Origin of the sequence: Bacillus sp. JH7 (genome assembly GCF_001563515.1) — a bacterium.
Taxonomy (GTDB): Bacteria; Bacillota; Bacilli; order Bacillales; family Bacillaceae_G; genus Bacillus_A; species Bacillus_A cereus.
Window position 1 is genome coordinate 492068 of the sequence record NZ_LPUS01000011.1, and the last position, 13788, is coordinate 505855.

Genomic DNA, 13788 nt, shown 5'->3' on the forward strand with positions numbered 1-13788 from the left:
TGAACATGTTAAAATCATACCGAGCTGCGCTCATTAGTTTATCAGTAGTACTTGTTTTTGTTTTATCTGGCTGCAGTAATGCAGGCACAATTGATTCACATAGTACGGGGATATGGAACCATTATTTCGTATATCCAATCTCGTATATGATTCAATTTGTTGCTCATCATATACCGGGAGCTAGCTTCGGGGTTGCTATCATTATTATGACGCTCGTTATTCGTTCAGCCATGATTCCATTAGCTGTTTCGCAATATCGCAGCCAAGCGAAAATGAAGAAAATGCAACCTGAATTGCAGAAGCTAAAGAAAAAATACGGTGATGTAAGCAAAGACCTTGAAAAACAAAAGCAGTATCAAAAAGAAATGTCAGAACTAATGAAATCAGGCGGTTGGAATCCACTTGCTGGTTGCTGGCCAATTTTTATACAAATGCCGATTTTCTCTGCTTTGTATTATGCGATTAGCAGAACGGAAGAGATTCGCACATCTTCGTTTTTATGGGTGAACCTAGGACATGCAGATCCATATCATATATTACCGATTATTGCAGCGTTAACGACATTTATTCAGATGAAAGTTTTCCAATCGAATATTACACCTGGAGAACAAGTGCAGATGCTAAAGATGCAGCAAATTATGATGCCAGCAATGATTCTATTTATGGGGTTTGCGGCGCCATCAGGACTTGTGTTGTACTGGATAACAGGTAACTTATTTACAATGACACAAACAATTGTATTAAGAAAAATAATGGAACGTGAAGAGTTACAATTACAAAAAGTATAGAGAAACACCGCTCATTACGAGCGGTGTTTTTTATTTCAATCGTTAAGGAAATTTTAAGAAACCAATATTACTATTGGCGTTGTATACGAAAGTGTACATGCTTTAGAAATATGAAGGAGGAAATTTCCTATGAAGAAGAAAACAGTTGGTTATTTAGCGATTGCAGGTGCTTTATCATTCGGAATCATTGGAGGAGTCGGTGTTCCGGCATTCGCGGCAACAAATACTCCAAAAGCTGAGCAAGCGACAAAAACAGCGAAAAAAGATTTAGATGACGCTACAAAACAAAAAGTAAAAACGATTATGGACGATACAAAGAAACAGTTACAGGAACTAGGTGTAAAGCTTCCGGAGAAAGAGAAGCGTAAAGACATGTTTGCAGGATTAGATGAACAGGCGAAAGAAAAAGCGAAGTCAATTTTAGAGCAAGAGAAATCCGGAAAACTAACACGTGAACAAGCAAAAGAGGAATTAACAAAGTTAGGCGTAAAAATGCCGGAGAAAGGTAAGCGTGGAGACATGTTTGCTAACTTAGATGAACAGGCGAAAGAGAAAGCGAAGTCGATTTTAGAGCAAAAGAAATCTGGAAAATTAACGCATGAGCAAGCAAAAGAGGAATTAACAAAGCTAGGCGTGAAAATGCCGGAGAAAGGTAAACATGGAGACATGTTTGCTAACTTAGATGAACAGGCAAAAGCAAAAGCAAAGTCAATTTTAGAGCAAAAGAAATCTGGAAAATTAACGCATGAGCAAGCAAAAGAAGAATTAACAAAATTAGGTGTGAAACTTCCAGAGAAAGAGAAGCATGAAGACATCTTTGCAGGATTAGATGAAGCAACAAAAACAAAAGCAAAAGCGATTTTAGACAATGAAAAGAAACAATTAGAGGCATTGAATGTTGATTTACCGCACCATAAGTTTTTTATGAAAAAAGATGAGAAATAATTGAATGAAGTCGTATCTTTCGTGTGGGCAACCGAAAGGTACAGACGTGAGGGGGCTTTCTTTTGAAAGACCTCCTTTTATTGTTGGCGTTTTTTGTTGGTAAATCGATATATTTGAAAAATCGCTGATATAATTTTTACAGCTACACTGCTCCAAAGATACGAGGGAATTAGAGAAATATTACAGCTTCTGTTATAATATAAGAAGATAAATATTTCCTATGTTATATAAAAAATATATTGATTTTTTCTAACAATTCAATATAATGAACAATAACTACAAAATTCGACATCAAGAAGTGATGATGAGGACACGATCAATTTTTTACGATTTCCAGAGAGGGAAGCCTTTGGCTGTGAGCTTCCTAATACGGAAAAATAGATTACCACCTCTGAACTGCAGCAGTGAACGAGCATCTAGTAATTGCTTGCCGGCAAAAACCGTTATTTAGACTTGAGAAATTGGTGAAGTGTATTACTTTACGAATTGAAACAAGGGTGGAACCACGAATACAACACTCGTCCCTTTTTTAGGGAGGAGTGTTTTTTTATTTCATTTTTGCATCACACTAGGATTGGAAGGAGGATACGCAGCATGCATCATGATGAGAAGAACAAAATTGGTTTAACAGTAGCACTTTCTATCGTAGTAGGAACGATTATTGGATCTGGTGTGTTTATGAAACCAGGGAGCGTATTAGATTACTCGGGGAGTTCTAATATGGCCATTCTTGCTTGGGTAATTGGTGGTCTGTTGACGCTAGCAAGTGGTTTAACAGTAGCTGAAATTGGAGCGCAAATCCCGAAAAATGGTGGGTTGTATACGTATTTAGAGGAGATTTACGGAAGTTTTTGGGGATATTTATCAGGTTGGATGCAAACAATTGTTTATGGACCTGCTATTATCGGAACATTAGGTTTATACTTTAGTTCTTTAATGATTAATTTTTTCTATTTAGATAAAGTGTGGAATTTACCAATCGCAATTGGAACGGTTGTGTTCCTTGGCGTTGTAAATAGTATGGGAACAAAATACGGAGGTATCGTTCAAACAATCACGACAATTGGGAAGATGATTCCGATTGTGTTAATTGTTGTGCTAGGTTTCTGGAAAGGGAATAGCGATATTTTTAACGTAGTTGTACCGATATCGGAAAATCAAAGTATCGGTATGGCAATTTTAGCAACGTTATTTGCTTATGACGGCTGGATTTTACTTGCTTCGATTGGTGGAGAAATGAAGAATCCAACAAAGTTATTACCGAAAGCAATGACAGTAGGGATTTTAATCGTAACGGCTGCTTACGTATTAATTAACTTGGCGTTATTAAATGTATTACCAGCAGCAAAAATTGTAGACCTTGGAGAAAATGCAACAGCGACAGCTGCAGGCATGTTACTTGGAGAATATGGCGGAAAAATTATTAGTATTGGTATTATCGTTTCTATTTTCGGCTGTTTAAATGGAAAGATTTTAACGTTTCCACGTATCCCAATGTCTATGGCAGAGCGTGGACAACTTCCATTTTCTAAGTTTATTGCAAAGGAAAGTCCGAGATTTAAAACACCAGCAAATGCGATTACTGTTGAAATCATTTTAGGAATTATTTTAATGATTATTAGTGATCCAAATAAGCTATCTGAGATTTCCGTATTCATTATTTATATTTTCTATGTAATGACGTTTATTGGTGTCTTCATTTTAAGAAAACGTAATAAGAATAAAGAGCGTGCATATAGTGTACCGTTATTCCCAATCGTACCAATCGTAGCGATTTTAGGTTCGTTATTTGTAATTGGTAGTGCGATTATTAACGATCCAGTAAGTTGTTTCTTATCGATTGGAATTGTATTTACGGGACTGCCGGTGTATTGGTACTTGAATAAGAAGAAAGAAACAGAATGATAAAAAGGTAGGCGTATTATACGCCTACCTTTTTTACTGTAAAAAAATTGTACTTGCTTCCACTTTCTATTTTGGTTACTATGATGGTAGTAACCAAAATAGAAAGCGTGGGGAAAGACTTGAATTTTCGTGTTTATATTTTAGCTATCGCGGCTTTTGTAGTCGGAACGGTTGAGCTAATTATAGGAGGAACGCTCGATTTAGTTGCCAATGATTTAGGAGTATCTATTAGTGCAGCTGGTCAGCTTATAACAATATTTTCGGTAGTATTTGCTTTGTCAGGTCCAGTTTTATTAGCTTTGACAGGGAAGTTTGAAAGAAAAACATTGTATGTTGGAGCATTATCGATTTTCTTAATCGGAAATATTATTTCGGCATTTAGTGTGAATTACGGAATGCTAATGTTCTCAAGGGTTATTTGTGCGGCCAGTGGTTCATTAATTATTGCACTATCGGTAACACTTGCTTCTAGTGTAGTAGAACCGCATTTTCGTGCGCGTGCAATTGGAATCATTTTTATGGGAATTAGTGGATCACTTGTACTTGGAGTACCGCTTGGTCTTGTACTCGGAAATGCATACGGATGGCGTGCACCATTTGTATTAATTTCGGTATTAACAGTTATGGCAATTGCTTGTATTTCATTATTCTTAACGAAAGTACCACCGACATCGGTATTATCAATAAAAGAACAACTTGCTACTTTAAAAGATAAAAAAATTGTAAGTGCACAGTTAACATCATTTTTGTTTTTAACAGGGCATTTAACATTGTATGCATATTTAACACCGTTTTTAAAAGATGTCATGCATGTTGAAGCAAACTGGATTAGTGTGTTTTACTTTATTTTCGGAATCGCAGCAGTAATTGGTGGCGGATTCGGTGGCTGGCTTGCTGATAAATGGGGATCGAAGAAAAGTATTATTTCTATCATTATCGTATTTGCGTGTGCAATCTTCATACTGCCATTAATGACATTCTCATTCCCGCTCTTCATCATTATGATGGGACTTTGGAGTATGCTGAGCTGGGCGATTTCACCAGCGCAACAAAACTATTTAATTGAAATTGCACCAGAATCAGCTGGTATTCAGCAAAGTTTAAATAACTCTGCCCTTCACTTAGGGATTGCGCTCGGTTCAACAGTAGGCGGAGTTGTTATTGAAAAATCATCTGTTATATATAACGCTTGGGTAGGCGGTGGCTTTATTATATTAGCTCTGCTTTGTGCGATTTTCTCGATTACAAGAGGACGTTCTACTCAGTTTGCAAAAGAAGAATCTATCGTTTGATAGGTTCTTTTTTTTGTAAAAAATTGCAGGTTTTAGTAGATGTATGGAGAACGTTGTATATAGCGAGGTGATGGATATGTATACGAATTTTTCAATTATTGGTCTTCTAATTTCAATGCTCCCTTTGTTTCTTATTATTTTTGCACTTAGATGGGTTCGTTTCATCTATCAAAATTCAGAGAAACAAGTGGAGCAAAATGAGAAAATCATTGAGCTGTTGATTGAGATAAAGGAACAAAACGAAAAGGAGTCTAAGTGAAAAACTAGACTCCTTTTTATTATTTAATTAGTATCTTAATTTCATTAACAAACTCTTAATTTCCTCATCTTCCATAAAGAGGTCATGGTGTTTCTGGGTAATCTTTGCAAGTGCAACGTCATGATAGAAAAATTCTGTAAAGAACTTTACAAATGGTTGTGACATTGTTTTCATTGCTTGCCATGACTCTTGTTCTACGCCAGCAAATAAAATTTCACGATCGTCAACGATGAGTAGCAAGTAACGCTCTAATGCATTAGGTTCTTCAGCTGGGATTAGAAAATGCATGTTTTCTAAGTTTGTTTCTACTTCTCCAACAATAAGGGATTCAATTTGAACACCTTGTTTTGCTTTTTGTTCTAGTAAAGGAAGATATTCTAAAAGAGTATCATTCCAAGCTGAAATGCGGATTGATTCTTTTGCACTTTCAATGAGTTCTTTACTTTGAACTCGAATAGAAGATTGCATTTTTAAGCTCCACACACGGTCATCTGTAAATGATTTTTTTGATATATTTGTTTCCAGTTCTTTAATATTTGATTGGAATTCTGTCGTTAATTTTTCAATTGCTAGCTTTAGTGGTAATGCTGTATACAATTTTTTCTTTTCTGAAACAGAATCCATTACCATTCCTTTATCGATTAGGCGTGCTAGCACTTCATATATTTTTGCTTTTGGAACACCTGAATGCTTCACAATTGTTGTAGCATCTAATGGTTCATTGCTTGATACGACAACTTCATAAGCTTGGCTTTCATATTGTGAGAAACCGAATTTTTGTAACATAGTTCCCTCCGAACGAATGAGATTATATTTTAAGGATAATGAACTATTTGTTTTTGCACAAGTGGTAGTCCGTTTTCTAATTGTATTAAGGTGAGAATTAATTTCAATTTTTTAATTTTATCTATTATACTTAATATAATGATTAATAAGATTTTAATTTAATGCGAAGGGGATGCTGGGGGGAAGATGTTAAGAAGTTTACGTTTAAAAATTGCGGTAGTGTTTTCAGTTCTTATTTCTATGATGTTCGTAATATTGGGTACAGCTGTGTATCAATTACAGAAAGAAAAGGAAGTGCGTTCCTTAGACGAGTATTCTCAAAATGCGATGGATCTTGTAACAGAGCAACTTACGACATTTGTTCAAAGAACGGATGAAGATATGGGGTATTACGCGAACAGTGAGATGATTCGTAATATACTTCAAGGTGGGGTTACTCCAGAAGAGGAAGCGTTTTTAACGAAAGAGTTTGCGGAGTATAAAAAGAATCATCCTGGTATTTTAGATTTATATATTGGTACGAAAGATAAAAAAACATTAAGTGCCAATCTTGCTGAAGGTGGGCAAGTGCCAGAAGGATACGATCCAACGACAAGACCATGGTATAAAGATTCAGAGGCTGATGTAAAAAAGGTCCATTGGGGACAACCTTCTTATGAAATTGCAACAGGAAAGTTAAGTGTAGGTGTTTCTAAAGCAATTACAGCTCAAGATGGATCTGTATTAGGCGTTGTTGCGATGGATGTATCGCTTGGGACGATTCAGAAGTTGCTTCACAATATTCAATACAATAATGACGGAGAAATGTTTATTATAAATGATAAAAATATGGCTCTTGTTTATCCAGAAAAGATAGGAAAAGATGTTTCTAAAGAGCCACTTATAAAGAGCTTAAATAAAGAGGTAACAAAATATGCGGTCACTACAATAAAAGGTGAAGATGTAGTTGTTTACAGTCAATCATTTGATACGATGAAATGGACGATAGGAATCTTTTATCCGAAAGAAACGATCGATGGGCTATTAAATAGTACGAGAAATACAGTTATTATAATGGCATGTATTAGTTTATTAGTTGGAATCGTAGCTTCCTACTTGTTCTCAAGAAGATTAGCAAGACCACTGCAACTATTAAAGAATCACGTGCAAAAAGTAGCAGAAGGCGATTTAACGCTGCGAATGAAAGTGACAAGTAAAGATGAAGTTGGAGAGTTGACTAAGCACTTTAATGATATGGTTGAACAAATGAATGAAATGGTAAGTAAAATTAAAAACAGCGTATCAACGGTGCAACAATCAACGAATAGTTTACACTATTTAACGAATGAAACAGTAGCGGCTAGTAGAGAAGTTTCAGGAGCAATGGATGATGTGAGTGGAGGAGCTTCTACTCTTGCGAATAGTGTGGATGAAGTTTCAGCTCAGCTCGAGAATATGGCGGAGTCAGTGGAACAAATGAATAGCTCCGTTGGTGAAATAAAAGGAGTGGCTGGCAAAGCGGAAGAGGCATCTAAGCAAGGATTAAATACAATGAGGAATTTAATCCGTACGAGGGGACAATCATCGTCGATTGTTGTTCATACAGAAGAAGCATCGGATAAGTTAGAACAAAGAGTTGGATCGATTCAAAATGTTGTTGAGCTTATAAAAGGCATTTCGGATCAAACAAATTTACTTGCTTTAAATGCATCGATTGAAGCTGCCCGTGCAGGTGAGCAAGGTAAGGGATTTGCGGTTGTTGCTGAAGAGGTTCGGAAATTAGCGGAACAATCAAAAGAGGCAACCGGAGAAATCACAACGATGATTGGTGATGTACAATTAGAAGTAAAAAGGGTTGTAGAAGTTGTAAGTAAATTGAAAGACATTGCAGATGTGCAAAATAAAGTGACGACAGAGGCGGAAATGGAGTTCCGCACAATTATGTCAGTCGTAAATACGATTAGTACTTCAGTTGAAAAAATTGTAGAAGAGGTACATAACATAGGTTACGAGCAAGGGGAAATTACAGCGGTAATGCATACAATTGCTGGTACGAGTCAAGAAAGTGCAGCTGTTTCTGAAGAGGTACATGCTGCAACGGAATCACAGGTGAATCATTTAGAAAAGGTAGCTCACACGATGGAAAGTTTGACAGAACATATGAGAGATTTAGAAAGATTAGTCGAGCAGTTTAAAGTGGAAGAGTAACATATTAGTAAAATGATGAGGATTTCGGTAAAATAGACAATGGATATATAAGAAACGATTATAGGAGGAAGACTACTATGGCAATTGTTGATGTATCGATTATTCCAGTAGGAACAGGTAATCCAAGTGTTAGTGAATATGTAGCAGAAGTACAAAAGGTGCTAGAGAAAAATGCGGATCGCGTGAAGTATCAATTAACACCGATGAATACAATTATTGAAGGAGATCTTCCTGTCATTCTAGAAGTAATTCAACAAATGCATGAAGTTCCATATACGAAAGGTGCACAGCGTGTTGCAACAACAATTCGTATTGATGATCGTCGTGATAAAGTAAGCACAATGGAGAAAAAATTAAACTCTGTTCGATCAAAATTATAAAGAAAAGCAGCGATTTTCGCTGCTTTTTTCATATAGGAGGTAAATAAGATGAGTGAAAAGTTTAACGAACAATTTGACGGGTTGTTAGAGAAATACACGGAACTGTTACTTGGAGAGAGCAATGAAGAGAGAAAAGAACAGGTACAGAAGTGGGCACTTTATTCTTACATAGCGAAGACGATGCCAGCTTTAGTGAAGCATTGGAATGAGACGTATCCCGATGCGAAAGAAGAGATGGTGCAGTTAATTACGGATATTAAAAGGCTGAATGAAGAGAAGCGAAATGAGCAATAAAAAACTTGAGGGAAATATAATCGTAAGTTTTCTGTATTAATATCCTTATATAATTTACATGGAATATTAAGGGTTTTATAGGCATGTCGAATATTTTCGACATGCCTATTTTATGCCTAGTAAACTCCATTTTTCTAAATGTCGAAAAATATTTCAGGTATATTTATAAGCGGAAATATAGGGTTTTAAATGTTTTTATAGTATTTTATAAATTATCTAAATAATTATTTGTATCCAATAATTTTAAACAATGATATAATTTTGAAGAGGGGTAAAAAACAGATAAATCAAGTCATAGGGGTGAATTACATGGAACAATTAATGCGAAATTCGTTTCTTTTCTTATCTAAAAATAAAGCGCTAACAAAACTGGCTAAAAAGTACGGTTTACGCTTTGGTGCAGGTCGCTTTGTCGCAGGGGAGACAATTGAATTAGCGACAGCAGCTATTAAGCAATTGAACAAGCAAGGACTTTGTGTAACAATCGATTATTTAGGGGAATTCGTTGATAATGAAGCGGAAGCAAATGAAATGGCTAACCAATCGATTGAAGCAATCCGTGCAATTGGAAGAGAAGGTCTTGATTCGCAGCTTTCTTTAAAGATGACTTCTATGGGATTAGATATCTCTGATGAAATCGTAATGAACAATATGCGCCGTATTTTAGAAGCGGCGAAAGAAAATGGTGTGTTCGTTACCATTGATATGGAAGACTATACACGCTGTGGTAAAACAATTGATATCTTTAAACAATTAAAATCTGAATACGATAATATCGGTACTGTTATTCAAGCTTACCTATATCGTACAGAAAAAGATATTGAAGATTTAAATGCTTATAATCCTAATTTACGTCTTGTAAAAGGTGCTTATAAAGAACCTGAAGAAGTGGCATTCCCAGACAAGAAAGATGTAGATGACAATTATAAAAAAATTATTAAAATGCACTTATTAAATGGAAATTATACTGCAATTGCTTCACATGACGAAGCGATTATTGAATATACAAAAAAACTTGCTGAAGAACACAACATTCCAAGGGATCAATTTGAATTCCAAATGTTATATGGTATTCGTAATGAGCGTCAACTTGAGCTAGTAAAAGAAGGCTACAAAATGCGTGTTTACGTACCTTATGGAAACGACTGGTATGGATATTTCATGCGTCGTCTAGCAGAGCGTCCAGCAAACGTTGCGTTCGTATTAAAAGGTATGGTTAAAAAATAACCAAGGAGAAAATACTCCTTGGTTATTTTAATTGCTGAAATGCATAATGTGCCATTTTCTTCGTATCAGGATACAGTTGCTTGCGGGTAGAAGATAATACAACATTAATGACACGTTTACCGTCTTTTTCATCCACTGTTACGACTGTATATTTGCCAAGTGCTGATAGACCGCTTTTACTTCCAATCGCATATGGATCGTCATATAGTTCTTCTCGTCCGTAGTTTGCGATGTTTGGAGAGCGTTCTGAAGTATGTAGAGTTGTACGCGTTGAATTCATATATTCTAAAACAACTGGATACTTTAATGCTTCTTTCGTAATAATAGCAATGTCATATGGTGACACTTTATTCCCAATTGCATCAGCACCACTTGCGTTTTTGAAAGTCGCATGCTTTGTACCAAGTTCCTTCGCTCTAGCATTCATCATTTTCACAAATTCATTTTTTGATCCTGCAATATGTTCTGCAATTGATTCAGCTATTGGATCTGCACTAATGATAAGCATAAGTTTTAATGCCTCATCACGCTTTAATTTTTCTCCAGCACGAAGTTTAATTTTCTTACTTTGACTTTCTGTTTTAATTGCGTTTTCTGTAACTGTAATTTCTTCATCTTCTTTTACATTCTCTAGTAAAAGAAGGGTTGTCATCATTTTGGCTATACTAGCCGGATAAGAGCGTTCGTCTTCACGTTTCCCATACAAAATTTCACCTGTGTCTGCATCGATTGTAACTCCGTATTGCCCAGTAATATTAGGTTGATCAGCTCTTACAGATTGTTGCCTTTGTGCATAAGAGAAGAAAATCATCCCTGTAAATAGTGTGGCAATCATTACAATCATAACTATTGTTCGTTTCATTATAATTCCCTCATTTGTTACAAATAAATTGGGCAGAAAAAGCAGCCATTAATCATTATGCCACGTTCTCTGCCCAAAAATATAGCGTTATTTTTCGCCTATATTATGCTTTTTATATTGTTGGTTATTACCTTGACGTCCTTTTTCCACGCCGTGGTTATGCGGACCTGCGTTTCCAGTTACACTAGCTGCGCTAATTCCAGCCTTTGAAGGGTTCTTCTTAAGTTTTGCCATATATATTCCTCCAGTTTCGTCAGATTATAAAAAGGGAAAGTGTATTTTAGTGAAGAAAATACATATATAGCATGGCCAAATGAAAGAAAAATATTTATTTCAGAAAATTTTATCAATAAATATATTGCGAAAATTTAAACAGTATCATATATTTATTAGTAGAGGCTCACTCATTGATTGCGACTTATGTCGAAAAATTGAATGAGCATTCATTCAAGAATAGGGGGAGAATTGGATGTTCCAAATTAAAAAGGCTGCTGTTCTAGGTTCAGGCGTAATGGGTTCGGGAATTGCGGCACACTTAGCTAATATTGGTATTCCGACATTATTGCTTGATATTGTACCACCCGCGCTTACGAAAGAAGAAGAAGCGAAGGGACTTACATTAGAACATAAAAGTGTGAGAAATCGTTTTAGTAATACGGCTGTGCAAAAACTATTAAAGCAAAAACCAGCTCCTCTGACAGTGAAAGGAAATCTAGCACTGATTGAAGCAGGTAACTTAGAAGATGATCTTGAGCGTCTAGCTGATGTAGATTGGATTATTGAAGTAGTAGTTGAAAACTTAGATATTAAAAAGAAATTATTTGAAAAAGTAGACGCTGTTCGTAAACCGGGCTCAATTGTAAGCTCGAATACGTCAGGCATTTCAGTTGAAAAAATGGCAGAAGGTCGTTCAGACGACTTCCAGAAACACTTCTTAGGCACACACTTTTTTAACCCACCACGATATTTAAAACTTCTAGAGGTAATACCGACGAAAGAAACAGATCCACAAGTATTAAGCTTCATGAAACTATTTGGCGAAGACGTTCTTGGAAAAGGCGTTGTTATCGCAAAAGATACACCAAACTTTATTGGAAACCGCATCGGTACGTACGGTTTACTTGTTACTCTTCAAGAGATGGTAAAACGCGGCTATAGCATTGGGGAAGTTGATTCTGTAACAGGTCCATTAATTGGTCGTCCGAAGAGTGCAACGTTCCGTACATTAGATGTTGTCGGTTTAGATACATTCGTACACGTTGCAAATAACGTATATGAAAACGTACAAGAAGAAGAGCGTGATGTATTTAAAGTACCAGCTTTCATGCATGACATGCTTGATAAAAAATGGCTTGGAAGCAAAACAGGTCAAGGCTTCTTCTTAAAACAAGGAAAAGAAATTTTAGAACTAAATCCTGAAACGATGGAATATGAAGCGCGTAAAAAATTAAAAGCTGCATCCGTAGAGTTAAGTAAACAAGAAAAAGGATTAGCGAATAAATTGAAAGCGCTTGTATACGCAAAAGACCGCGCAGGAGAGTTATTATGGAACATCATTACACCAACTCTTTTATACTCTGCAAAACTTCATAAAGAAATTGCTGACGATATCGTTGCAATTGACCAAGCGATGAAGTGGGGCTTCGGCTGGGAGCAAGGACCGTTTGAAGTTTGGGATGCAATCGGCGTTGAAAAATCTGTTCAAAAGATGGAAGAAAACGGCGTAGTCGTTCCTACTTGGGTGAAAGAAATGTTAGAGAAAGGTTTCACTACTTTCTATAAACATGATAACGGCGATAGCTACTATTACGATAATGGCGAATATAAGCTAATCGAGCGTAATAAAAAAGCAATTTCTCTTAAGCAATTAAAAGCGAAAAATGGTGTATTAAAGAAAAATAGCGGAGCGAGCTTAATTGATTTAGGCGACGGCATCCTTTGCTTAGAGTTCCATTCGAAGAGCAATGCAATCGGTATGGATATTACGCAAATGATTAACTACGCTGTTGATGAAGTAGAAAAGAATTATAAAGGTCTTGTTATCGGTAACCAATCGAAGAACTTCTGCGTTGGTGCGAACCTAGCAATGATCTTAATGGAAGCACAAGACGACAATTACTTTGAAATTGAGTTGGTTGTGAAAAACTTCCAAGATGCAATGACGAAAATTAAGTACTCTTCTAAGCCAGTTGTAGCAGCACCATACGGTATGACGCTTGGCGGAGGTACAGAAGTTTGCTTACCAGCAGCTAGCATTCAAGCTTCTAGTGAAACGTATATGGGCTTAGTAGAAGTTGGTGTTGGCTTAATCCCTGGCGGAGGCGGTAATAAAGAGCTATACATTAAACACTTAAATAAAATGCCAAACGGTGTAGAGTTTGATCTGCAAAAAGTTGCGAATAAAGTGTTCGAATCTGTAGCGATGGCGAAAGTTTCTACATCAGCACAAGAAGCTGTATCGAACAACTTCTTAGGCGATAAAGACGGTATTAGTGTGAATGGTGATCACTTACTATATGATGCGAAACAGAAAGCACTTGCTTTATATGAAGCTGGCTATAAAGCACCGATTCGTAAAAAGATACCAGTTGTTGGTGAAACAGGATATGCAACTCTTGTACTTGGTGCAGAAGCAATGCATTTATCAGGTTACATTTCTGAACATGATCTTCACATTGCGAAGAAACTTGCATATGTCATTGCGGGCGGAAAAGTGCCGTACGGAACAGAAGTTGATGAGCAGTATTTATTAGATGTAGAACGTGAAGCATTTATTAGCTTAGTAAGTGAGATGAAATCACAAGCAAGAATGCAGCACATGCTTGTAAAAGGAAAGCCATTACGTAACTAATAACGAGGGGAG

General features: G+C 36.3%; 13 protein-coding genes and 1 other annotated feature. Of the genes, 10 read left to right on the top strand and 3 right to left on the bottom strand.

Annotated elements, in window-relative coordinates:
- The first annotated feature begins 5 nt into the window (after window positions 1-5).
- From AU379_RS19790 to AU379_RS19810, 5 genes are all read left to right on the top strand, one after another.
- On the top strand, window positions 6-788 hold the full coding sequence (locus AU379_RS19790; protein ID WP_061139656.1) for a membrane protein insertase YidC: 783 nt from the start codon (window positions 6-8) through the stop codon (window positions 786-788).
- 129 nt (window positions 789-917) lie between these two features.
- Window positions 918-1733, top strand: a complete 816-nt coding sequence (locus AU379_RS19795; RefSeq protein ID WP_058839407.1) for a hypothetical protein — start codon at window positions 918-920, stop codon at window positions 1731-1733.
- 292 nt (window positions 1734-2025) lie between these two features.
- Window positions 2026-2262: a binding site (T-box leader), on the top strand.
- 65 nt (window positions 2263-2327) lie between these two features.
- On the top strand, window positions 2328-3638 hold the full coding sequence (locus tag AU379_RS19800; protein ID WP_000546312.1) for an amino acid permease: 1311 nt from the start codon (window positions 2328-2330) through the stop codon (window positions 3636-3638).
- A 107-nt stretch (window positions 3639-3745) separates the two neighbouring features.
- The gene (locus AU379_RS19805) at window positions 3746-4930 is read left to right on the top strand and encodes an MFS transporter (RefSeq protein ID WP_033697573.1); all 1185 of its coding nucleotides are present in this window, start codon (window positions 3746-3748) and stop codon (window positions 4928-4930) included.
- A 76-nt stretch (window positions 4931-5006) separates the two neighbouring features.
- Window positions 5007-5189 carry a hypothetical protein gene (locus AU379_RS19810; RefSeq protein ID WP_000288470.1) on the top strand — a complete coding sequence of 61 codons (183 nt, stop codon included), beginning with the start codon at window positions 5007-5009 and terminating at the stop codon, window positions 5187-5189.
- Between the two features lie 27 nt (window positions 5190-5216).
- Here AU379_RS19810 and AU379_RS19815 read toward each other — a convergent pair whose 3' ends face one another.
- Window positions 5217-5975 carry a TrmB family transcriptional regulator gene (locus AU379_RS19815; protein ID WP_000939480.1) on the bottom strand — a complete coding sequence of 253 codons (759 nt, stop codon included), beginning with the start codon at window positions 5973-5975 and terminating at the stop codon, window positions 5217-5219.
- A gap of 186 nt (window positions 5976-6161) precedes the next feature.
- Between AU379_RS19815 and AU379_RS19820 the strand changes: the two genes are divergently transcribed.
- The 4 genes from AU379_RS19820 (at window position 6162) to AU379_RS19835 (ending at window position 10063) form a co-directional block, all read left to right on the top strand.
- Complete coding sequence (locus AU379_RS19820) at window positions 6162-8162, top strand: methyl-accepting chemotaxis protein (RefSeq protein ID WP_030029149.1); 2001 nt, start codon at window positions 6162-6164, stop codon at window positions 8160-8162.
- A 77-nt stretch (window positions 8163-8239) separates the two neighbouring features.
- Window positions 8240-8542 (top strand): MTH1187 family thiamine-binding protein, encoded by a 303-nt coding sequence (locus tag AU379_RS19825; RefSeq protein ID WP_001018860.1) that lies wholly within the window; start codon window positions 8240-8242, stop codon window positions 8540-8542.
- 48 nt (window positions 8543-8590) lie between these two features.
- Window positions 8591-8836 carry a YusU family protein gene (locus AU379_RS19830; RefSeq protein ID WP_001290594.1) on the top strand — a complete coding sequence of 82 codons (246 nt, stop codon included), beginning with the start codon at window positions 8591-8593 and terminating at the stop codon, window positions 8834-8836.
- Window positions 8837-9145: 309 nt separating this feature from the next.
- Window positions 9146-10063 carry a proline dehydrogenase gene (locus AU379_RS19835; protein WP_000436772.1) on the top strand — a complete coding sequence of 306 codons (918 nt, stop codon included), beginning with the start codon at window positions 9146-9148 and terminating at the stop codon, window positions 10061-10063.
- Window positions 10064-10085: 22 nt separating this feature from the next.
- Here AU379_RS19835 and AU379_RS19840 read toward each other — a convergent pair whose 3' ends face one another.
- Both AU379_RS19840 and AU379_RS19845 read right to left on the bottom strand, forming a co-directional pair.
- A complete protein-coding gene (locus AU379_RS19840; protein WP_044584961.1) occupies window positions 10086-10925 on the bottom strand; it encodes a serine hydrolase in 840 nt (279 codons plus the stop codon).
- An 87-nt stretch (window positions 10926-11012) separates the two neighbouring features.
- Window positions 11013-11159 carry a YuzL family protein gene (locus AU379_RS19845; RefSeq protein WP_033697523.1) on the bottom strand — a complete coding sequence of 49 codons (147 nt, stop codon included), beginning with the start codon at window positions 11157-11159 and terminating at the stop codon, window positions 11013-11015.
- Window positions 11160-11394: 235 nt separating this feature from the next.
- Here AU379_RS19845 and AU379_RS19850 point away from each other — a divergent pair, with 235 nt between their 5' ends.
- Complete coding sequence (locus AU379_RS19850) at window positions 11395-13776, top strand: 3-hydroxyacyl-CoA dehydrogenase/enoyl-CoA hydratase family protein (protein WP_044584960.1); 2382 nt, start codon at window positions 11395-11397, stop codon at window positions 13774-13776.
- Window positions 13777-13788 lie beyond the last annotated feature (12 nt).

Coding starts and splice junctions, on each gene's coding strand:
- AU379_RS19790 (WP_061139656.1), top strand. CDS start 6: ATGTTAAAATCATACCGAGCTGCGCTCATTAGTTTATCAGTAGTACTT.
- AU379_RS19795 (WP_058839407.1), top strand. CDS start 918: ATGAAGAAGAAAACAGTTGGTTATTTAGCGATTGCAGGTGCTTTATCA.
- AU379_RS19800 (WP_000546312.1), top strand. CDS start 2,328: ATGCATCATGATGAGAAGAACAAAATTGGTTTAACAGTAGCACTTTCT.
- AU379_RS19810 (WP_000288470.1), top strand. CDS start 5,007: ATGTATACGAATTTTTCAATTATTGGTCTTCTAATTTCAATGCTCCCT.
- AU379_RS19815 (WP_000939480.1), bottom strand. CDS start 5,975: ATGTTACAAAAATTCGGTTTCTCACAATATGAAAGCCAAGCTTATGAA.
- AU379_RS19820 (WP_030029149.1), top strand. CDS start 6,162: ATGTTAAGAAGTTTACGTTTAAAAATTGCGGTAGTGTTTTCAGTTCTT.
- AU379_RS19825 (WP_001018860.1), top strand. CDS start 8,240: ATGGCAATTGTTGATGTATCGATTATTCCAGTAGGAACAGGTAATCCA.
- AU379_RS19830 (WP_001290594.1), top strand. CDS start 8,591: ATGAGTGAAAAGTTTAACGAACAATTTGACGGGTTGTTAGAGAAATAC.
- AU379_RS19835 (WP_000436772.1), top strand. CDS start 9,146: ATGGAACAATTAATGCGAAATTCGTTTCTTTTCTTATCTAAAAATAAA.
- AU379_RS19840 (WP_044584961.1), bottom strand. CDS start 10,925: ATGAAACGAACAATAGTTATGATTGTAATGATTGCCACACTATTTACA.
- AU379_RS19845 (WP_033697523.1), bottom strand. CDS start 11,159: ATGGCAAAACTTAAGAAGAACCCTTCAAAGGCTGGAATTAGCGCAGCT.
- AU379_RS19850 (WP_044584960.1), top strand. CDS start 11,395: ATGTTCCAAATTAAAAAGGCTGCTGTTCTAGGTTCAGGCGTAATGGGT.